The sequence below is a fragment of the Methylobacillus draconifructus genome, from assembly GCF_045984355.1.
Lineage (GTDB): Bacteria > Pseudomonadota > Gammaproteobacteria > Burkholderiales > Methylophilaceae > Methylobacillus > Methylobacillus flagellatus_A.
Genome location: NZ_JBJQII010000002.1, coordinates 267,135 through 286,222, shown reverse-complemented (window position 1 = coordinate 286,222; position 19,088 = coordinate 267,135). Strand labels below are relative to the sequence as shown.

Annotated in this window: 21 protein-coding genes; 13 read left to right on the top strand and 8 right to left on the bottom strand. The window is 61.6% G+C overall.

Features of this window, described 5'->3' with window-relative positions; all coding sequences use genetic code 11:
- Positions 1-77 precede the first annotated feature (77 nt).
- From ACJSDX_RS05135 to ACJSDX_RS05075, 13 genes are all read left to right on the top strand, one after another.
- Positions 78-1,739: a hypothetical protein gene (locus tag ACJSDX_RS05135; RefSeq protein ID WP_407993788.1), complete on the top strand. Its 1,662-nt coding sequence runs from the start codon at positions 78-80 to the stop codon at positions 1,737-1,739.
- A gap of 101 nt (positions 1,740-1,840) precedes the next feature.
- Entirely contained in the window at positions 1,841-2,026 is a 186-nt protein-coding gene (locus ACJSDX_RS05130; RefSeq protein ID WP_309566774.1) for a hypothetical protein, read from the top strand.
- Positions 2,023-2,439 (top strand): YdbL family probable chaperone protein, encoded by a 417-nt coding sequence (locus ACJSDX_RS05125; RefSeq protein WP_407993787.1) that lies wholly within the window; start codon positions 2,023-2,025, stop codon positions 2,437-2,439. Before ACJSDX_RS05130 ends, ACJSDX_RS05125 begins: the two co-directional genes overlap by 4 nt.
- Positions 2,440-2,464: 25 nt before the next feature.
- The gene (locus ACJSDX_RS05120) at positions 2,465-3,241 is read left to right on the top strand and encodes a 3'-5' exonuclease (RefSeq protein ID WP_407993786.1); all 777 of its coding nucleotides are present in this window, start codon (positions 2,465-2,467) and stop codon (positions 3,239-3,241) included.
- Between the two features lie 31 nt (positions 3,242-3,272).
- Positions 3,273-4,613: a 23S rRNA (uracil(1939)-C(5))-methyltransferase RlmD gene (rlmD, locus tag ACJSDX_RS05115; protein WP_407993785.1), complete on the top strand. Its 1,341-nt coding sequence runs from the start codon at positions 3,273-3,275 to the stop codon at positions 4,611-4,613.
- Positions 4,613-6,112, top strand: coding sequence for an ABC transporter substrate-binding protein (locus ACJSDX_RS05110; RefSeq protein ID WP_407994009.1), 1,500 nt, complete (start codon positions 4,613-4,615; stop codon positions 6,110-6,112). The genes rlmD and ACJSDX_RS05110 overlap by 1 nt, the downstream gene beginning before the upstream one ends.
- A complete protein-coding gene (locus ACJSDX_RS05105; RefSeq protein WP_407993784.1) occupies positions 6,113-6,595 on the top strand; it encodes a L,D-transpeptidase family protein in 483 nt (160 codons plus the stop codon).
- Complete coding sequence (gene nikB, locus ACJSDX_RS05100) at positions 6,588-7,499, top strand: nickel ABC transporter permease (RefSeq protein WP_407993783.1); 912 nt, start codon at positions 6,588-6,590, stop codon at positions 7,497-7,499. Before ACJSDX_RS05105 ends, nikB begins: the two co-directional genes overlap by 8 nt.
- Positions 7,496-8,290: an ABC transporter permease gene (locus tag ACJSDX_RS05095; RefSeq protein ID WP_407993782.1), complete on the top strand. Its 795-nt coding sequence runs from the start codon at positions 7,496-7,498 to the stop codon at positions 8,288-8,290. The genes nikB and ACJSDX_RS05095 overlap by 4 nt, the downstream gene beginning before the upstream one ends.
- 11 nt (positions 8,291-8,301) lie before the next feature.
- Complete coding sequence (locus ACJSDX_RS05090; RefSeq protein ID WP_407993781.1) at positions 8,302-9,000, top strand: queuosine precursor transporter; 699 nt, start codon at positions 8,302-8,304, stop codon at positions 8,998-9,000.
- Positions 9,001-9,031: 31 nt separating this feature from the next.
- Entirely contained in the window at positions 9,032-10,081 is a 1,050-nt protein-coding gene (gene nagZ / locus ACJSDX_RS05085; RefSeq protein ID WP_407993780.1) for a beta-N-acetylhexosaminidase, read from the top strand.
- Positions 10,082-10,299: 218 nt separating this feature from the next.
- Complete coding sequence (locus ACJSDX_RS05080) at positions 10,300-10,986, top strand: Bax inhibitor-1/YccA family protein (protein ID WP_407993779.1); 687 nt, start codon at positions 10,300-10,302, stop codon at positions 10,984-10,986.
- An 86-nt stretch (positions 10,987-11,072) separates the two neighbouring features.
- Entirely contained in the window at positions 11,073-12,137 is a 1,065-nt protein-coding gene (locus tag ACJSDX_RS05075; RefSeq protein WP_407993778.1) for a rhomboid family intramembrane serine protease, read from the top strand.
- Between the two features lie 9 nt (positions 12,138-12,146).
- Here the strand turns inward: ACJSDX_RS05075 and ACJSDX_RS05070 are convergent, their stop codons facing one another.
- From ACJSDX_RS05070 to cysZ, 8 genes are all read right to left on the bottom strand, one after another.
- Entirely contained in the window at positions 12,147-12,362 is a 216-nt protein-coding gene (locus ACJSDX_RS05070; RefSeq protein WP_407993777.1) for a hypothetical protein, read from the bottom strand.
- A 44-nt stretch (positions 12,363-12,406) separates the two neighbouring features.
- Positions 12,407-12,913: a tRNA adenosine(34) deaminase TadA gene (gene tadA / locus ACJSDX_RS05065; RefSeq protein ID WP_407993776.1), complete on the bottom strand. Its 507-nt coding sequence runs from the start codon at positions 12,911-12,913 to the stop codon at positions 12,407-12,409.
- A complete protein-coding gene (locus ACJSDX_RS05060; protein ID WP_407993775.1) occupies positions 12,913-14,874 on the bottom strand; it encodes a transglutaminase TgpA family protein in 1,962 nt (653 codons plus the stop codon). The genes tadA and ACJSDX_RS05060 overlap by 1 nt, the downstream gene beginning before the upstream one ends.
- Complete coding sequence (locus ACJSDX_RS05055) at positions 14,871-15,728, bottom strand: DUF58 domain-containing protein (RefSeq protein ID WP_407993774.1); 858 nt, start codon at positions 15,726-15,728, stop codon at positions 14,871-14,873. The genes ACJSDX_RS05060 and ACJSDX_RS05055 overlap by 4 nt, the downstream gene beginning before the upstream one ends.
- Before the next feature lie 85 nt (positions 15,729-15,813).
- Positions 15,814-16,722 (bottom strand): AAA family ATPase, encoded by a 909-nt coding sequence (locus ACJSDX_RS05050; RefSeq protein ID WP_407993773.1) that lies wholly within the window; start codon positions 16,720-16,722, stop codon positions 15,814-15,816.
- A gap of 21 nt (positions 16,723-16,743) precedes the next feature.
- A complete protein-coding gene (locus tag ACJSDX_RS05045) occupies positions 16,744-17,199 on the bottom strand; it encodes a phosphate-starvation-inducible PsiE family protein (protein ID WP_309566792.1) in 456 nt (151 codons plus the stop codon).
- Between the two features lie 132 nt (positions 17,200-17,331).
- Positions 17,332-18,237, bottom strand: coding sequence for a LysR family transcriptional regulator (locus ACJSDX_RS05040; RefSeq protein WP_407993772.1), 906 nt, complete (start codon positions 18,235-18,237; stop codon positions 17,332-17,334).
- Complete coding sequence (gene cysZ / locus ACJSDX_RS05035) at positions 18,234-18,995, bottom strand: sulfate transporter CysZ (protein ID WP_407993771.1); 762 nt, start codon at positions 18,993-18,995, stop codon at positions 18,234-18,236. The genes ACJSDX_RS05040 and cysZ overlap by 4 nt, the downstream gene beginning before the upstream one ends.
- Between the last annotated feature and the right edge of the window lie 93 nt (positions 18,996-19,088).

The following is a 19,088-nucleotide window of genomic DNA, read 5'->3' as shown; positions in this document are numbered from 1 at the left end:
CGCTGCCGGCGCATGCCATTACCAGCATCAGCATAGAGGCGGATAGCATTGAAACGCCCTCGGCCAATCTGCGCAAAGTGCGCGGCGAACTGGGGCTGGATGGCAATGTAAGCCTGCAGGCGGAGTTCAAGCAGGAGGAGGGTGCTTCCTGGCAGCCCTTGCGCCTGGATTGCGCGCAGGCGGCGCAACCCGTCGCGCGGGAGTGGCGTTGCGAGCGCGGCGAGTTCGGTACCACCGGCGTGCACGTGCCGTTCAGCCTGACCGTCAAGCAAGTTGCAGCCCAGGATCAGCATTACCAGCTCGCCCTGTCGCTCAACGATGCCTCGTTCAACAACCAGGCCGGGACGCAGGCGGCAGAAAAGCTCAATGCCGATCTATCGCTGGATGTGCGCAAGCAGGCCGGCGGCTGGCAGTGGCAGGCGTCGGTGCATTGGCGCGATGGCGAGCTTTACTGGCAGCCCTGGTATTTCGCCGAGGGCGGGCACCGTCTGGTTGCCAATGGGCATTATGCCGGTGATGAACTGGCGGTAGAGGCGGCCGATGTTACGCTCGCCAAGGTGGGCAAGGCTGCGCTGCGCGCGCGCTGGAAGGCGGGGAACCTGCAGGATTTGTCCCTGGACGCAGACCGCCTGGAACTGTCGGCGCTCTATTCATTATTGCTGCAGCCTCTGCTGGCGGATAGCGCCTTGAATAAGCTGGATATCGCCGGCCAGGCCAACGTGAAGTTCGAGCTGCGCGACGGCGAGCCGGTTTCTGCGTTGCTGGCGCTCAAGGATGTGGATATGGAGGACAAGGAAGGCCGTTTTGCGCTGTACAAGCTCAATAGCCATATTCCGTGGTCGTATGATGAGCCGCACGTGGTCCAGCTCGCCTATGCCGGCGGCCATTTCCTCAAGATTCCCCTGGGAGAGGCCAGCGTGCTGGCGGAGGTCAACCGCTATTCATTGACCATGTCGCAGCTATACCTGCCTATCCTCGACGGCGCGCTCAGCCTGACGGATGTCTCGGCCACCCGTGCTGCGGGGGAATGGCATTGGCACCTCCGCGCCAACCTGGTGCCGATCTCCATGCCGGCGCTGAGCCAGGCGCTGGGCTGGCCGCGCATGGAAGGGAAGGTGGCTGCGGCGATCCCGATGGTCACTTATAGCCGCGGCCAGCTTACGGCCAATGGCGACATGCTGTTCCAGATGTTCAACGGCAGTATCGCCGTGCGCAACCTTGGCATGCAGACCCCGCTGGAGGCGGCTTCCAGGCTGCATGCCGACCTGGAGTTGCGCAGGCTGGACCTGGGCGACATTACGCGTACCTTCTCGTTCGGTGCGATCGAGGGCAAGCTGGATGGCGATGTGCGTAACCTGGAGCTGTCCAACTGGCAGCCCGTGAGCTTCGATGCGCGCCTCTACAGCAGCCCGGGTAGCTATCGCAAGAAGATCTCCCAACGCGCGGTGGAGAATATTACCGCGCTGGGCGGGGCAGGGGCTGCCGCGGCGATACAGCGCAGCGTGCTGCGCTTCTTCAGCGAGTTCAACTATAAGCAGATCGGCTGGAATTGCCAGTTGCGCAACGACGTCTGCCAGATGAGCGGCGTCGAGTACACCCCGCAGGGCTATGTGATCGTCAAGGGCAGCGGCCTCCCGGCGATCACGGTGATGGGCTACAACCACAACGTGGGCTGGAGCGACCTTCTCACGCGCCTCAAGCGCGTCACGGAGGGCAATGCCAGCCCGGTGATCCAATGACCGTTATCTCCAGCTTTGCATGCAGACAAAGGGCTGGCTGGGGTACAATCCCGACTGATGAGCGGCGGCGAACCGGCTGCCAATGCAAGAGGAAACATGCGATGCAAATTACCTGGAAATGGGTGGCGCCCTGGCTGTTGGTGCTGGCGCTGCCAGCCTGCGTCACCATCAATATCTACTTCCCGGCGGCCGCTGCAGAAAAGGCGGCAGACCGTATCATCGACGATGTCTGGCAACTGAAGGAAAAGACAGCGCCGTCCACCCCGGCAGAGGAGAAAGACAAATGAAGCGTTTCATCACCACATGCCTGTTGTTGGGCGGATTGTTGACCTCCGTGCTGGCGCATGCCGCGGCTGACCTGGAGATCAACACGCCCGCGATCACATCCATCAAGAGCAGCATGCAGGCCCGGCATGGGCAATTGTCCGGCTTCTATGCCAGCGGTGCGGTCGGCTTCACGCGCGACGGCCTGGTGGCGGTGCGCGACGCCAATGCCGTGCCGTTGGCGCAGCGCCAGAACCTCAACGCGCTGGTGGCGGCGGAAAACAACGACCGCAATGCGCTCTACAAGGAAATCGCCAATGCCAACAGCCATCCCGAGTGGGAGAGTGAGGTGCGCAGCACCTTCGCCCAGCGCTGGATCCAGAAGGCCCAGGGCGGCTGGTACTACCAGGACGGCGGCGGCTGGGTGAAGAAGTAGGTATGAAAACGAGCAAAGCTGCGACATGACGCCTACGCTGATATTCGACATAGAGACCGTCCCGGATACCGACGGCCTGCGCAAGCTGTACAGCCTGCCCGCGGAAACCACGGACGAGGACGTGGCCCACGTGGCGTTCCACAAGCGCCGCCAGCAGAATGGCAGCGAATTCCTGCCTTTGCACCAGCACAGGGTAGTGGCGATTTCCTGCGCGCTGCGCGAGGGCGATGGATTCCGCGTCTGGACGCTGGGTAGCCCGGATGCGCCGGAACAGGAAATCATCCAGCGTTTCTACGACGGCATCGAGAAATACACGCCTAACCTTGTTTCCTGGAATGGCGGCGGGTTCGACCTGCCGGTGCTGCATTACCGCGGCCTCGTGCACGGTATTGTCGCGCCGCGCTACTGGGACATGGGCGACGACGACCGCGAGTTCAAGTGGAACAATTACATCAGCCGCTACCATACCCGCCACCTGGACCTGATGGACCTGATGGCGCTATACAACGGCAGGGCCAACGCGCCACTGGACGAGATCGCGCAATTGTGCGGCTTTCCCGGCAAGCTGGGCATGGACGGCAGCAAGGTGTGGGAAGCCTTCGCGAATGGCGAGATCAACGCGATTCGCGATTATTGCGAAACCGACGTGGCGAATACTTATCTCGTGTACCTGCGCTTCCAATTGATGCGCGGCGCGCTGGACCACGCCGCATACGAACGCGAAATCGCACTGGTGCGCGACACCCTGGCCGGATACAAAGGCCGGCATTGGCAGGAATTCTTAAATCACTGGCAGCAATGACATAGTTGTCAGGCATGACTTGAAACAACCCATGAGCACTACTCCTATAGCATTGATCGAATCCCTGGATCACGAAGGCCGCGGCGTGGCCCATGTCGAGGGTAAGACTATTTTCATCGACGGCGCCCTGCCCGGGGAGCATGTCACCTACAAGACCCGCCGTCGCAAGGACAGGTACGAGGTCGCCGACGTGGTGGACGTCTTGCAGGCCTCGAATTTGCGCACCCAGCCCGCTTGCGAGCATTTCGGCGTCTGCGGCGGCTGCGCGATCCAGCACCTGGAGTTTTCCGGGCAGGTGGCGGCCAAACAGCGTATGCTCGAGGGTAACCTCTGGCATATCGGCAAGACCCGTTCCGAGCGCATGCTGTCGCCGATCTACGGCCCCGCATGGGGGTATCGCCACAAGGCCCGCTTGCGGGTGCGCCATGTGGCGAAGAAGGGCGGCGTGCTGGTCGGATTCAATGAAAAATCCAGCAGCTTCGTCGCGGACATGGACAGCTGCAAGGTGCTGCCGCCCCATGTTTCCGCCCTCATCGTGCCGATGAAGGAGCTGGTGGGCCAGCTCAGCATACGCGACCGTCTGCCGCAGATCGAGGTGGCGGTAGGGGAGCTGACCACGGTGCTGGTGCTGCGCATACTCGAACCCTTGCAGCCGCAGGATGCCGCGCCCATCAAGGCGTTTGCCGACCGCTACGGCGTGGAGGTCTGGACCCAGAGCAAGGGGCCGGATACCGTGCAGCCGTTCTACCCGCAGCAAGGCCGGGGACTGAGCTATTCCTTGCCCGAATTCAACCTGACCTACCCGTTCAAGCCCACCGAGTTCACGCAGGTCAACCCGCACATCAACCGCGTGATGCTGCGCCGCGCCATGCAACTGCTGCAGCCGCAGCCGGGAGAGCGTATTGCCGATTTCTTTTGCGGCCTGGGCAATTTCACCTTGCCGATCGCGCGCAGCGGCGCTTCGGTGTTCGGCATGGAAGGCTCGGCCGCGCTGGTGGCGCGCGCCAATGAAAGCGCGGCCCTCAACGGCTTGGCCGGGCAGGTGGAGTTCCAGGAGGCGGACTTGTTCAAGATGACGCCTGAACTGCTGCAGTCATTGGGCCGTTTCGACAAATGGCTGATCGACCCGCCGCGCGACGGCGCGATCGAGCTGGTGAAGGCATTGCCTGATATCGATGATGCGAAGGCCGATGCGTCGCATGCGCCACAGCGCATCGTGTATGTGTCGTGCAACCCGGCAACGTTGGCGCGCGACGCGGGGATACTGGTGCATACCAAGGGGTATCGCCTGCTGGCCAGCGGGGTGATCAATATGTTCCCCCATACCTCGCACGTGGAGTCCATCGCGTTGTTCGAGAGGGCAGGCCCGTGATGTGGCGGCAGGCATGGCGGCTCGGCAGCCTGGCCACCATGATGGTGGCGTCGCTGCTATTGCTGGATGCCTGCAGCCGTGATACCGCCCCGGTGCAAATCCGCAGCGCGGTCAGCCAGCTGCCGCAAACGCTGGACCCGCGCTATGCCACCGATGCCGCTTCCGCGCGGGTCAACCGCCTGTTGTATCGCTCCCTGGTCGATTTCGACGCCCATGCCCGCCCGACTTCATCGCTGGCAAGCTGGCGCGTACTGTCGCCGCGCCTGTTCCGCTTCACTCTCGGGCAGCATGGCCGCCATTTTCACGACGGTCGCTACCTGACGGCGGAAGACGTCGCCGCGACTTACCAGTCCATCCTGGAGCTTGCGGATTCCCCGCATGCGGCCGAGTTCGCCAATATCAGCAAGATAGAGGTACGCGACGAGAATACCCTGGATTTCTTCCTTAAGGATGCCGACAGCAACTTCCCCTCGCGCCTGATATTGGGGATACTCCCCGCCGAACTAATCGCGCGGCAGCACGACTTTTCGAACGAGCCTGTCGGCAGCGGCCCATTCAAGTTTGTTTCGTGGCAGCGCTCGCTCAAGCTGGAGCGCCGGTCCGACCGCAAGCGCTTCGTATTTGAGGAAATCCGCGACCCAACCGTGCGTGTACTCAAGCTGGTGCGTGGCGAGACGGATATCCTGCAAGGCGACTTGCCGCCGGAACTGGTGAGCTACCTGCAGAAGCAGCCGGGGCTGCAGGTGCAGGAATCCGAGGGGTCCAATTTCGCCTACATCGGCCTGAACCTGCAGGATGCCGTCCTGCAAAACCCCTTGGTGCGCCAGGCATTGGCGCATGCGATCGACCGCAAAGCCATCATCAAGCATACCCTGGTCGGCGGCAGCCGGCTGGCGGAAAGCATCCTGCCGCCCGAACACTGGGCGGGCAACGGCAACCTGCAGCCGTACGAATATGATCCGGCGCTGGCGCGCGAGCTGTTGCAGCGCGCCGGGGTCAGCCTGCCATTGAAGCTGGTCTACAGGACCTCCACCGATGCCCAGCGGGTCCGGCTCGCTACCATGATGCAGGCGCAGATGCGCGAGGCCGGCATCCAGCTCGAAATCCGCAGCCTGGACTGGGGAACGTTCTTTGACGACATCAAGCGCGGCAATTTCCAACTCTACGGCCTGATGTGGGTGGGGATCAAGACGCCGGAAATTTATCACCTGGCGTTCCATTCCTCCTCCATCCCGCCCAAGGGCGCCAATCGCGGCCATTATGCCGACCAAAAGACGGACGAATTGATCACCGTGAGCGACTGGGCCAATGTCGCGGCGCGCGTTCATGAGCAGTTGCCGTATATCCCGCTCTGGTACGAAGGCCAGTTTGCCGCCACACGCAATAACATCACGGGCTACCTGCTGCAGCCGGACGGAAGCTGGGACGGCCTGGTCAATGTCAAGCGCAGCAAGCTGAAGTCTGTATTCCCAGGCAAGAACCCATTGGAGGGGTTCTAGATGAGGATTGAGGTCTCCATCCCGTTGCAAACGCTGCGCGTGCTCGACGATGCCGGGCGTTTGCTCGGGGAGTATCCTGTATCCACGGCGCTTAACGGGATCGGCGAGCAAAAGAACAGCTACTGCACGCCCCGCGGCCTGCATGTCGTGCGAGCCAAGATCGGCGCAGGGCAGCCGCTGGGCGCGGTTTTCCGCGGGCGCAGGCCCACGGGCGAGGTATGGACGCCCGCATTGCATGCGCAACATCCCGGGCGCGACTGGATATTGACGCGCATCCTCTGGCTGTCCGGCTGCGAACCCGGTTTCAACCGCCTCGGCAACGTCGACAGCATGCAGCGCTATATCTATATACACGGCACCCCGGATAGTGAACCCATGGGCGAGGCGCATTCCCACGGCTGCATCCGCATGCGCAACGCCGATGTGCGCGAGCTGTTTGACCTGGTGCCGATCGGAACCCAAGTGATGGTGCTGGATGCTTAAACGCGTGCTGGGCATTGTGCCGGTGGTCTTCGGCGTCCTGCTGCTCACATTCCTGCTGGTGCACCTGGTGCCGGGCGACCCGGTCGAGGTGATGCTGGGCGAGTCCGCTCCCATGGCGGACCGCGACAAGCTGCGTGCGGACCTGGGGCTGGACCAGCCTTTGCCGGTGCAATTCGCCCATTACCTGGCAGCGTTGTCACACGGAGATTTCGGCCGCTCCATCCACAGCCGCAAGCCGATCGCGGATACCTTGCTGGAGCGCCTGCCTGCCACTGCCAGCCTGGCGTTATGCGCCTTGTTGATTGCCATCGGGCTGGGCTTGCCCCTGGGAATTGTCGCAGCCTTGAGGCAGGGAAAATGGCAGGATAGCCTGGCGACATTGCTGAGCTTGGCCTTGTCCGCCATGCCGCATTTCTGGCTCGGCCCCTTGTTGATGCTGCTGCTGGCCTTGTGGCTGGGCCTGTTGCCCGTTAGCGGCATGAGCGAGCCGGGCTCCATCGTGCTGCCTGCGTTGACCTTGGGCTTCGGCCTGGCAGCGATTCTCACGCGCATGACCCGCGCCAGCCTGCTGGAAGTATTGAACGAGGATTTTGTACGTACCGCGCGCGCCAAGGGCATACCCGAGCGCAAGGTGATCCTGCGGCATGCCTTGCGGGCTGCGTTGTTGCCGATCGTCACCGTGGTCGGCTTGCAGCTTGGCAGCCTGCTGGCGGGTACGGTGATTACCGAGACGGTGTTCGGCTGGGAAGGCATAGGGCGCTTGCTGGTGGAATCGATAGAGAAGCGCGACTACCCGGTGACGCAGGCCTGCGTCGTGGTGATTGCGCTGACTTACGTCGTGATCAACCTCCTGACCGATCTCCTGTATGCCCGGCTCGATCCCAGGGTGAGGGTCGCCTCGTGAAGCGTTGGCCATATTGGGTGTTGGCCTTCTGGCTCGCGGTGGTGGCATGCTCGCTATTGCTCGACCTGAAGCCGGACGACATCGACTTGGCACAAGTGCTGGTTGCACCGGGAACATATCATGTGCTCGGCACCGACGACCTCGGCCGCGATATCGCCGCGCGGCTTGCCGCCGGGGCGGGCGTTTCCATGCTGGTGGCATTGCTGGTGACGGCCGTGACGCTGAGCGTGGGCACCGCGGTTGGATTGCTTGCCGGCTATTGCGGCGGCTGGGTGGACCGGGTGCTGATGCAGGTGACCGACGTATTCCTGGCATTTCCCGGCATTCTGCTGGCGATCGCATTTGCCGCCGTGCTGGGTCCGGGCCTGGACAACCTGCTGCTGGCATTGTGCATGACTTCCTGGGTGGGCTATGCCCGCCTGACGCGCGCGCAGGCCCTGAGCCTGCGCCAGCGCCAGCATGTGCAGGCGGCGCAATCGCTGGGGGCGTCGGCATGCCGTATCATGCGCAAGCACATGCTGCCCCTGTTGGCGGCGCCATTGGTGGTGGAAGCGACTTACAGCATCGCTGGTCTGGTAATCGCCGAAGCTAGCCTGTCTTTCCTTGGACTGGGCATCCAGGCGCCACATGCCTCCTGGGGCGCCATGCTCAGGGACGGCGTGCGCTATTTGCTGGTCGCGCCGCATTACGTACTGGCGGTGGGCATCAGCCTGATGTCGGTGGTGCTGGCTGTCAACGTGCTCGGAGACCAGCTGCGCGACGCTTGGGATGTCAGGCGCGCCAGGGAGTGAGAGGAAGGACCATGCAACAGCGCACTTATCGGTACTATGATTTCGTGATGGTGGCGTTCGTGGTGGTGCTGGTCTGCTCCAACCTCATCGGCCCGGCCAAGATCGCCCAGCTCGATTTGCCGCTGGTCGGCACCCTGACTTTCGGCGCCGGCGTGTTGTTCTTCCCGATTTCCTACGTGTTTGGCGATGTGCTGACCGAAGTCTACGGCTACGCCCGCTCCCGCCGCGTGATCTGGACCGGGTTTGCCGCACTCGCATTCGCTTCTGCGATGGCCTGGATCATCGTCGCCTTGCCGCCCGCCCCGTTCTGGGAGAACCAGCGCGCCTACGAGATCGCGTTCGGCTCGGCGTGGCGCATATCGCTGGCCGGGTTGATCGCCTTTGCCTGCGGCGAGTTCGTCAACTCCGTGGCGCTGGCGAAAATGAAGGTCTGGACCGAAGGACGCTGGCTCTGGATGCGCACCATAGGCTCCACCATCGTCGGCGAAGGCGTGGATTCGCTGCTGTTCTACCCGCTGGCATTCTATGGCAGCGGCATCATTCCGGACGATAAACTGCCGCTGGTGATGCTGGCGCAATTTCTCGCCAAGACCGGGGTTGAGGTAGTATTGACGCCGGTGACCTACCGCGTGGTGGCATTCCTCAAGCGCGCCGAGAACGAGGACTACTACGACAGGCATACCGATTTCAATCCGTTCCGCCTGCAATAGCGGGCTTTTACACTGACTTGACTGAATAAACATGACACTAGGCCCCATCATGCTCGATGTCGTCGGCACCGAGCTTACCAAGGAAGACATTCGCCGCATCCGCCATCCCCTGGTGGGCGGCGTCATCCTTTTCGCGCGTAATTTCGAGTCGCCAGCACAGCTCAAGGCGCTGACGGACAGCATCCATGCCGTGCGCCAGCCCCCCTTGCTGATTGCTGTCGATCATGAAGGCGGGCGCGTGCAGCGCTTCCGCGAGGGCTTTACGCGCATCCCCCCGATGCGCGAGTTCGGCAAGATATGGGACGAACATCCGCGCAAGGCTAGGCAACTGGCGGAGGAAGCGGGCTGGATCATCGCGGCGGAGCTACGCGCGCATGGCATTGATTTCAGCTTCACGCCCGTGCTCGACATGGATTACGGCGAAAGCCAGGTGATCGGCGATCGGGCTTTCCACGGCGATAAGCAAGCCATCAACGAACTGGCGTTTTCACTGATGCAAGGCCTCAAGCGCGGCGGTATGGCGGCCGTGGGCAAGCATTTCCCCGGCCATGGCTATGTGGTGGCGGATTCACATGTGGCGATTCCCGTGGACAATCGCGATTTCGACCAGATCGCTTCAACGGATATGCAAACTTTTCGCCAGCTCATCGACGACGGCATCCAGGCCATCATGCCCGCCCATGTCATCTATCCCAAGGTGGATGACAAACCCGCAGGCTTCTCCGAGCGCTGGCTGCAGAAAGTGCTACGCCAGCGCCTGGGCTTCAACGGCGTGATCTTCAGCGACGACCTGTCGATGGAAGGCGCAGGCGTGGCGGGCGACGTGACCCAGCGGGCGCTTGCGGCGCTCAACGCGGGTTGCGACATGGTGCTGCTCTGCAACCAGCCGGAGAAGGCGGACGAACTCCTAGCCAATCTCAAGTGGGACATCCAGGCGCAAAGCCTGGCACGGCTTGCCCGCATGCATGGCGGGCGGCATCCTTCCAGCATGGTGGCCCTGCATGAAGACCCTGACTTCATGCAGGCGGTGCATAAGGTCGGCCTGGTAGGAAAGGCGGATGGGGATTTGCCATTCGCGTGACGTAGGCTGCAAAGAATGATTGAATTTGAAGCGGGCGGTAGTGGTTGACGCTGCAAGGTTTCAATTAAAAAGTCGACTTGGTTTTTAATGCATGCGATGCTCCACCTGTAGCCTTGGTGTATTTATTTCAGCCAATCACCGCGATATGGTTGAAACTTTCGAGGTTATTGGCTAGTCTTAGCGACATAGTTTCAGTTTTTTCCTAGGGGGTACATTAGATGCAAGCGAATTACCAAGTCGCCAATACCCAAACGCTGCCGGCAGGCGCGCACAAGGTATTGCGCAATACTTACATGATGCTGGGCCTGACCATGGTGCCGACCGTGATCGGCGCGCTGGTCGGCATGTCCATGAATTTCTCGTGGATGGCCGCCAGCCCGATCATGTCCTCGCTGATCATGCTGGCCGTGATGTTCGGCCTGTTCTTCGCGATTTCCGCCAACCGCAACAACAGTTTCGGCGTGGTATTGCTGCTGGGCCTGACCTTCTTCATGGGCCTGATGCTCGGCCCCATCCTGCAGGTGGCTTTGAACCTGCGCAACGGCGGTCAATTGGTTGGCCTGGCTGCAGGCGGCACCGGCCTGATCTTCCTGACCCTGGCCGGGATCGCAAGCACTACCAAGAAGGATTTCAGTTTCCTCGGCAATTTCCTGTTCGTCGGCTTGATCCTGTTGATCATTGCCTCGCTGGCTAACCTGTTTTTCCAGGTGCCTGCCGCTTCGCTGGCGATCTCTGCCGTGGCAGTGCTGCTGTTCTCCGGCTTCATCCTGTTCGATGTGAACCGCATCGTGCGCGGTGGCGAGACCAACTACGTGATGGCAACCCTGGCCTTGTACATCAATATCTACAACCTGTTTGTCAACCTGCTGCAATTGCTGATGGCATTCATGGGCGAGCGTGATTGATCTTTAGCCGCTAAGACAAGAACCCGTCCTTGTGGCGGGTTTTTTGTTTCAGCGTATCATCGAGCATATCCTGTCGAATCCAATACATGACTGACCTTACCGCCAACTGGCCCTCTCTCGGCTCAGCGATCAAGCAGCGCACGCCCGGTATTCCGGTGACTAAGTGCCTGATCGCGGCCAACCTGCTGGTGTTTATGCTGATGTTGTTCAATGGCGCCGGTTTCTGGCACTCCCCCAACAACGTGCAGCTTGCCTGGGGCGCCAACTTTGGCCCGGCGACGCAGGATGGGGAGTGGTGGCGTTTGTTCACGGCCTTGTTCCTGCATTTCGGCGCCGTGCACCTGGCGCTGAACATGATCGCGTTCTGGGACGGCGGCCAGCTCGTGGAGCGTATGTACGGTCATTGGCGTTACCTCGCGATCTATCTGGTCAGCGGCTTGGCGGGCAACCTGCTTTCGCTGGTATGGCAGGGTAACCAAGCGGTTTCCGGCGGGGCCTCGGGTGCAATTTTCGGCATCTACGGCGCGATGATCGTTTTCCTCTGGCTGGAAAGGGCATTGCTGGATCGCCATGAGTTCCGCTGGCTGTTCGGCGGCGCCTGCGTATTCGCCGTCGCGACCATCGCATTGGGTTTCATGATTCCCGCAATCGATAATGCAGCGCATATCGGCGGGTTTGTCGCGGGTATGCTGACCGGCTTGCTGTTGATGCGTGGCTTGAAGCCGCAAGAAGTAGTGCCGCGCCTGCCCAGGCTGATCGGCGGCGGCTTGCTGCTGGCTGCCGTTACCATCATGCTGCTCAAGCTGCCCACGCCTAAATACAGCTGGGGCGATGAATTGCTGTTGCAGAAGGAAATCAATGCCTTCATCCAGGAAGACCAGGCGATCAACCGCTCCTGGCTGCATATCATGCATGAAAGCAAGCAGGGCAACGTGACTTATCTGGAGTTGGGGGAGCAGATCGAGAACGATATCACCGACCGCTACCAGGAGCGCTACGAGGCATTGTCGCAACTGCCCTACGACCCCAACCTGCCGTCTGCCGCCAAGCTGGAGAACATACTGCAATACACCAAGCAAAAACGCGATGCTTCCCGGGCTTTGGCCGAGGAACTCAAGCAGGGCAGGAAGCCGGCCAAGCCTGTTCCTTGAGCATTGGACCTACCTGGTCTTGAGCCTGTCCAGCCATGTCACTAGCAGCGATAGCAGCCAGAGCATGGCCTTGAAGGTGTTCATGACCGGGATCAGGCTCCAGAATACGCTACCGAGAATCTGCCTGCAGAGCATGGATTTGAAACAGGCCGTCTTGTAGATGGTGGAAAGCAGGCACAGCCCAAGCGATACGAAATAGATCACGATATACTCTTCTGGAATCATTGTTTCCTCCTCGGTTCTCCTGCCCGTTCATCCGGGCGTTCATATCAATTGTTGCCGGGTTTTTCTGCCTTTTGTTGCCGTCGCCGTTCGGCAAAGAATTGCGTGAGCGTAGCGCTGCACTCTTCCGCCAACAGGCCGCTTTCTACCTTGGTGTGGTGGTTGAGTTTTTCTTCTGCCATGAGGTCGATGACGCTGCCGCAAGCACCGGTCTTGTAATCATGGGCGCCAAATACCAGGCGTGCGATACGGGCGTGCTGGATTGCGCCTGCGCACATGGCGCAAGGCTCCAGCGTGACATACAAGGTGCAGCCGGTCAGGCGGTAGTTGCCCAGCCCGGCTGCGGCATCGCGCATGGCGCGGATTTCTGCATGGGCGCTGGGGTCGTGGCCTGCAATCGGCGCATTGCTGCCGCGGCCAATCACCACGCCATCTTTCACGACCACGGCTCCCACGGGCACTTCGCCGATCAAGGCCGCTTCCTGTGCCAGCTGCAGTGCGATGCGCATGAAATATTCGTCGGTGGCGGGGTTTTCTATATGAAGTGCTGGCATCAACAATCTAGTCTTTCAATCAATGACCGTAATTCTGCCATGGTTTTGCGATCAGTATGTGCTTCTGCATGCGGTCCGTATCGGAGCGCGAGGTAAAGCTGGGTGATGCGGGCAATCTCTGCCGCGTGCTGCGGTAACAACGTGCTGACGCGTTGCTGGATGCTGAGCGGACCTTCGCCGACCCCGGCCTGTATGCCGCGGCGCGAAAGCTTTGCCAGGTAGCGCAGGTAGAGCGCTTGCGCCGGGTCGATGGGCATGCGCTTGCGGCGGAACAGCAGGGCGCATAGCAGCAACGACATCAGCAGCAGGCCGCCGGTGAGCCACAGCATGAGTTGCTGCCAATTGACTGTTGTGCCCGTCATGCGCGAGAGCAATTCGAGCTGGCGCTGCTGGTTGTAGCCGAGCACCCACTGGTTCCAGCCGTTGTTGACGGCGTCCCAGTTCAGGTACAGCTTGCGCAGCCAGGCGTGATCCTGCCGTGCCAGGATGGGCAGCAGGGTATTGTCGGCCAAGGCGGTATTGATGCCGCTATCCACCCTGGATGGGGCGACAGCGGCGGTGGGGTCCAGCCTGACCCAGCCCCGGCCTTCCAGCCAGACTTCCACCCAGGCATGGGCATCGGATTGGCGCACGATCAGGTATTGTCCCACGGGATTGGTTTCACCGCCTTGGTAGCCCGTGACAATGCGGGCAGGAATGCCGGCGGCGCGCATGAGATAGGCAAAGCTGCTGGCATAGTGTTCGCAGAAGCCGCGCTTGCTGCTGAAGAGAAAATCATCGATAGCATCGTCGCCCAACTGCGGCGGGGTCAAGGTGTAGAAAAACCCCTGGCTGCGGAACATCGTCAATGCGGCATTGATGATGCGTTCCGGCGTTTGCAGCTCCCCTTGCCAGGCCATTGCCAGTGCGCGGCTGCGCGGATTGCCGCCTGGAGGCAGTTGCAATGCGCGGGCAAGCTCCCTGCTGCCGAGCCCGGCAGCCAGATGGTATTGCGTGTGGGAGCTGCCGTTATAACGCATCCGCGTACGGATCGGCATGGGCGCGAGCACTTGTCGGTCGCTGGTGAGGAGGGTGCCTGCCGGCAGGGTGTGCGGCACATCCAGCATCAACAGCCAGCGGCGGTTGTGCGGCTCCAGTGTCATGGTATAGCTGACGGCTTCTCCCAGCCCTTCCAATTTTTCCACGGCATGGTCATTCCCTGCCATGTGCCAGCCGCGGCCGTCGAATTGCCAGAGCACCGGCCCGCGCCAGTAAAGCTGTTGCTGCGCAGGAATAGCTCCCTGGAACTGCACGCGGAAGGCCACTGCGCCGGACAGGCTGAGTTCGCTGATGTCGCCCGGCTGCATATGGTCGTTCAGGCCGCTCATGGCGCGGTAGGCGTCCTGCGGCACGCCCCATAGCGGGCCGGGAATGCGCGGGAACAGCAGGAATAGGAGCAGCATCAGCGGTACTGCCTGCAAGAGCAGCATCACGCCCAGGCGGCTGCGCACGCGGTGGGGCAGGATGCCATACGGGTAGCTGATGCCGACCAGGCACGCTGTCAGGCCGAATACCGGGAGCAGCAGGTAGCCGCCGACCCATAGCGACTGGTCGAATAGAAAGGCGGTGACGGTGAGGAAGTATCCGGCAAAGATCAGGATGACGTAGTCGCGCCGGGTGCCGGACTCCATGAGCTTGAGCGACAGCATCAGCGCAAGCATCGCCACACTGGCATCGCGCCCGAACAGGGTGCGGTATTGCAGGTAGATGCCGGCGACGCCCAGCAGGGTGATGGGCAACAGCAGCAACAGCCTGGGCATGGCCCACTGCCTCCATTGCAATAGCAGGCGCCAGGCCATGAATAACAGGATCAACGCGCTGGTCCACAACGGGAAGTGGCTGAAATGCAGCGCCATGGCGAGCAGCATGGCCGCCAGCAGCCAGTGGAGGTCGGCCTTGCCGGGCTTGATGGCGAGGCTCATTCAGCCTCCAGTAGGGCAAGGGCGCGCAGGCAGGCTTCATAATGCGCCTGGCTGTGTGCCGGGGCGATATGGGTGCCGGGCAGGCGCAGGCCATAACGCTGGTCGGCGTCGTGCGCCTGCATGATCCAGCTGGTGAGCTGGCTCAGGCGCTGCTCCAGGTCGCTGCCGGGCGTCTGGGCCAGGTCCAGCCATACCTGCTGTTGCGATTCGGCATGGAATTCGCGGCTGTACATGCCTTGTTCGCGCGAGGACGCTTTCCAGTCTATGCGGCGCGGAGAGTCGCCTCGTTGGTAGAGCCGCAAGCCGGCAAAGTCTTCGTCCCCGACCTGGGGAGAGAGGCTGCCGCCCCGGCCCGGCGTATTGCCTTGCGGCAAGGGCAGGGAGTGGGAGGCCGGGCGCGGGTATACCAGGCAGCGCGTTCCTGTTTCCAGTTTGCTCCACGCGCGAAACAGGCCGCCGGGGAAGCCGGTGGAGAGGGTAAGTGTACCGATATCGTGCCAGCCGCGCTTGAGCGTCGGGCTGCCGATTGCCAGTGTGCCTGTGCCGTTAGCGGGCACATCGACGAACAAAGGCTCTTGGCCCCCGATGCCGGCGGCAATGGCGAGGCGGTCACGTCCGCGGTCTTCCGTCAGGGTGATTTGCAGTATGGCATCCTGTCCGGCGAAAACCGCGGGTGGCGGGGCGGCCTCTACCTGCAGCCATGCCAGGTTGCGCCAGGTGTGCAGCAGGGAAACCAGCGCCATGCCTGCGAGCAAGAAGGTGAGGATGAAGCCCAGGCTCAAAGTGTAATTGATGGCCCCTGTGAGCATGGCGAACAACACGATGGCAAGGCCCCAGCCAGCTCGGCTGGGCATGATGTAGATCCTTTGCGGCGTCAGCCGGGCGGGCAAGATTGCGCTATGCCGCCGTAACAGCCTGGCCGGCCAGGCTGGCTTGATGTCAGGGGATGGCGACGGCATTCAGCAGATGCTGGGCGGTGTCCGCGACGGCACTGCCAGAGATAGGCTGCAGGCGGTGGCCTGCCACGCCGGGCAGCACGGCCTGGATGTCCTCGGGGATGGCGAAGTCGCGGCCATGAATCAACGCCCAGGCTTGCGCGCATTGTCGCAGCGCCAGCCCGGCACGGGGGGACAGGCCTGCCGTGAACTGGCTGGAGTTGCGGCTGTATTGCAACAGCGCTTGCAGGTAGTCCAGCAACGCATCGGAAAGATGGACGCGGTCCACTGCCTGTTGCATGGCGAGCAACCCGGCAGCATCAATCGCCTGCTCCGGCGCATGAATGCCGTGACGCCCGCCATTGTTCCGCAGTAGGGCGCGTTCGGCGCGCGGATCCGGGTAACCCAGCTTGATGCACATGAGGAAACGGTCCAGCTGCGATTCCGGCAGGGCGAAGGTGCCGATATGCTGGGATGGGTTCTGGGTGGCGATCACGAAGAAGGGTTTTGGCAGCGGGCGCGTTTCGCCTTCCAGCGTCACCTGGCCTTCCTCCATCACTTCCAGCAACGCGCTCTGGGTCTTGGGCGTGGCGCGGTTGACTTCATCCGCCAGCAGCACCTGGGTAAACACCGGGCCGGGATGGAACTTGAAATCGGCTTCATTGCGGTCGTAGACCGAGACGCCGAGGATATCGCCCGGCAGCAGGTCGCTGGTGAATTGTACGCGGTTGAACTGCAAGCCCAGCACTTGAGCGAGGGTATAGGACAAGGTGGTCTTGCCCATGCCGGGCAGGTCCTCGATCAGCAGGTGCCCGCGCGCGAGCAGGGCGGCAAGGGCCAGCTTGATTTGTGGCTCCTTGCCGAGAATGATGCGGCCGGTGTTATTGATGATGGCCTGGATCTGGGCCTGCATGCTGTTTCCTTAAAGTTTGTTTCAATCGACCTGCTGCTTCTGGCCCCAGCGCACCAGCACGAAAGTCAGCCCGAGCATGAGACCCGCGCCAACCCAGAGCACCACCTCCATGGGGTCGGGCGTGACTTCCTGCACCGGCATGATGATGAGCTTGCGCAACACCAGTACCATGGCGACTTCGATAAAGGTTTCCACCTCCAGCTTGGCGCCCATGAGGTAGCGGATCTCGGCGGAAATCAACGCCGAGATCGACCAGAGCAGCATCAGGGTGCCCAGGGCATTGAGGAAGCCGTGTACGAGGTTGTTGGCGGCAAAAGCCTCGCGCACGTCAATGAAAAATAGCCAGGTGAACATCATCACGGACACTGCGAGCGCCAGTCCGATGGTGATATGCGCGAAACCATTCAGCCAGAGCATGGCGCGAATGGTGTAGCGGTTGATGACATTGAATTCGCGTGGAAAATGGTTCTGTGCCATGGTTGTGCCCTGTCTCCCCTTTGTTTGTTTATGGCGTGTCGTTATTCAACGGCATCATTGCTTGATTTTTGAGGCGGGACGATGCTCAGCGACCAATATACCAAATTTCCGCTGAACAAATGCTGGTTCGTCTCATCCGGGCATGAACGCCTCGACGTCGATGGTCTGCAATTCCTGCAGCAGCCATTGCTGCGCCTTGCCGCCTCCGCTGCGCCAGGCGACATAGGCGACGACCGCTGGCTTGGGCTCCGCCACTTCGCGGATCAGCAGTTCACCGCGGGCGGCATGATATTCGGCGAGCTTGCGCGGCAAATAGCCTACGCCCAATCCCTTGATCTGCGCCAGCGCCTTGCTTGGAATATCGGGAACCGACAGCACATCCTGCCCGTCCAGGATGCCGGAAGTCTTGGGCGGCAGGTGGCGCGAGCTGTCTGCCGCCGAGATGGAACGGTGCTGCTGGATGTCGTGGTTCGCCAGCGGCTCTGGCGCTTGCGCCAAGGGATGGTGGGGCGCCACGGCGAATACGAACTCCATCGTGCCGAGCAGGCGCGTGGTGTAGCCGCCGCCCGGCGGTCCTTCGCCTGGCGCGCCTATCGAGATGTCCGCCCGGTTGCTGATCAGGGCGTCCCAGCTGCCGCCGTAGACCTCGCGCAGCAGGTGCACGCGGGTGCCGAAGCTTTGGCGGTAGAAGCGTTCCATGATGTCGTACAACGGCTCCAGCCTGAGGATGTCGCTGATGGCGATGCGGATGTCGGTTTCTATGCCGGTGGCGACGCGGCGCACCCGGCATTCCAGTTCGCCGGCCGCCTTGAGCAGGTGGCGGCCTTCGCGCAACAGCTCCAGCCCGGCCTCGGTGAGCTTCGCCTTGTGCCCGCTGCGGTCGAACAGCTTGATGTTGAGGTCGTCTTCCAGCGTGCGGATGGTGTAGGTGATGGCGGAGGGGACGCGATAGAGGCTCTCGGCTGCCGCGGAGAAACTGCCTTCGCGGTCAATCGCATCCAGCACTTCCAGCGCCTCGATGGAAAGCTTGATGCTCATGCCGAGGCTTTCGGGAGCGGGTCGCGCTCGCGCACCCAGAACAGCGTGGCGCCCGCAATCGCCGCCGGCATCATCAGCACATTGAGGCCGGGAACCCACAGCGCCGCATAGACGCTGGCGCCAAAGCCCAGGCTTTTCAGGCGCTTCTGCCTCAGCCAGGCCAGCATGTCCTGCCAGCCAAGCTTGTGGTTGTCCGCAGGATAGTCGAGGTATTGCACGCACATCATCCAGACGCCGAACAGCAGCCACAAGGGCGGGGCGAGCAAGTTGAGTCCGGGGATCAGCGACAGGACCATGAGGCCGAGCGCGCGCGGCAGGAAGTAAACCAACTTGCGCAGCTCCCGGCCCAGGGTGCGGGGGACGATGGCCAGCAGTTCCTGCAGGTTGAACGCGGGGAAGTCATCCTGGCCACGGATCATGACTTCCGCTTTTTCTGCCAGCAATCCATTGAAAGGCGCGGCAATCAGGTTGGCGAACAAGCTGAAGGTGAAGAAGATGATCAGCGCGAGCAGGATGACGAACAGGGGCCAGGCAAGATAGGAAAGGAACTCCAGCCAGCCGGGCAGGGTGGACAATAAGCCCGCAATCCATCGGTCGAACTGCTTGACGGCGTAATAGACCATGCCGATGAAGAGCGCGAGGTTGGCAAGCAGCGGCAGCAGCACGAACAGGCGCAGGCCCGGGCTCAATACCAGCTTCAGGCCCTGCAATAGATATTGCGGTCCTGACAGGGCGCGAGGTTGAATGGCGGTTGTCATCGGCTGTAGGCGGCGTTGCGCAACATGTTCATAATTTTTGAACAATATATACAAAATTCTTTGCTATTCATACTGCAAGCGATTATCTACCAT

Excerpts from the sequence above, each read along its gene's own strand:
- ACJSDX_RS05130 (WP_309566774.1), top strand. The coding sequence starts at position 1,841 with ATGCAAATTACCTGGAAATGGGTGGCGCCCTGGCTGTTGGTGCTGGCG.
- ACJSDX_RS05125 (WP_407993787.1), top strand. The coding sequence starts at position 2,023 with ATGAAGCGTTTCATCACCACATGCCTGTTGTTGGGCGGATTGTTGACC.
- ACJSDX_RS05120 (WP_407993786.1), top strand. The coding sequence starts at position 2,465 with ATGACGCCTACGCTGATATTCGACATAGAGACCGTCCCGGATACCGAC.
- rlmD (WP_407993785.1), top strand. The coding sequence starts at position 3,273 with ATGAGCACTACTCCTATAGCATTGATCGAATCCCTGGATCACGAAGGC.
- ACJSDX_RS05110 (WP_407994009.1), top strand. The coding sequence starts at position 4,613 with ATGTGGCGGCAGGCATGGCGGCTCGGCAGCCTGGCCACCATGATGGTG.
- ACJSDX_RS05105 (WP_407993784.1), top strand. The coding sequence starts at position 6,113 with ATGAGGATTGAGGTCTCCATCCCGTTGCAAACGCTGCGCGTGCTCGAC.
- nikB (WP_407993783.1), top strand. The coding sequence starts at position 6,588 with ATGCTTAAACGCGTGCTGGGCATTGTGCCGGTGGTCTTCGGCGTCCTG.
- ACJSDX_RS05090 (WP_407993781.1), top strand. The coding sequence starts at position 8,302 with ATGCAACAGCGCACTTATCGGTACTATGATTTCGTGATGGTGGCGTTC.
- nagZ (WP_407993780.1), top strand. The coding sequence starts at position 9,032 with ATGACACTAGGCCCCATCATGCTCGATGTCGTCGGCACCGAGCTTACC.
- ACJSDX_RS05080 (WP_407993779.1), top strand. The coding sequence starts at position 10,300 with ATGCAAGCGAATTACCAAGTCGCCAATACCCAAACGCTGCCGGCAGGC.
- ACJSDX_RS05075 (WP_407993778.1), top strand. The coding sequence starts at position 11,073 with ATGACTGACCTTACCGCCAACTGGCCCTCTCTCGGCTCAGCGATCAAG.
- ACJSDX_RS05070 (WP_407993777.1), bottom strand. The coding sequence starts at position 12,362 with ATGATTCCAGAAGAGTATATCGTGATCTATTTCGTATCGCTTGGGCTG.
- tadA (WP_407993776.1), bottom strand. The coding sequence starts at position 12,913 with ATGCCAGCACTTCATATAGAAAACCCCGCCACCGACGAATATTTCATG.
- ACJSDX_RS05060 (WP_407993775.1), bottom strand. The coding sequence starts at position 14,874 with ATGAGCCTCGCCATCAAGCCCGGCAAGGCCGACCTCCACTGGCTGCTG.
- ACJSDX_RS05055 (WP_407993774.1), bottom strand. The coding sequence starts at position 15,728 with ATGCCCAGCCGAGCTGGCTGGGGCCTTGCCATCGTGTTGTTCGCCATG.
- ACJSDX_RS05050 (WP_407993773.1), bottom strand. The coding sequence starts at position 16,722 with ATGCAGGCCCAGATCCAGGCCATCATCAATAACACCGGCCGCATCATT.
- ACJSDX_RS05045 (WP_309566792.1), bottom strand. The coding sequence starts at position 17,199 with ATGGCACAGAACCATTTTCCACGCGAATTCAATGTCATCAACCGCTAC.
- ACJSDX_RS05040 (WP_407993772.1), bottom strand. The coding sequence starts at position 18,237 with ATGAGCATCAAGCTTTCCATCGAGGCGCTGGAAGTGCTGGATGCGATT.
- cysZ (WP_407993771.1), bottom strand. The coding sequence starts at position 18,995 with ATGACAACCGCCATTCAACCTCGCGCCCTGTCAGGACCGCAATATCTA.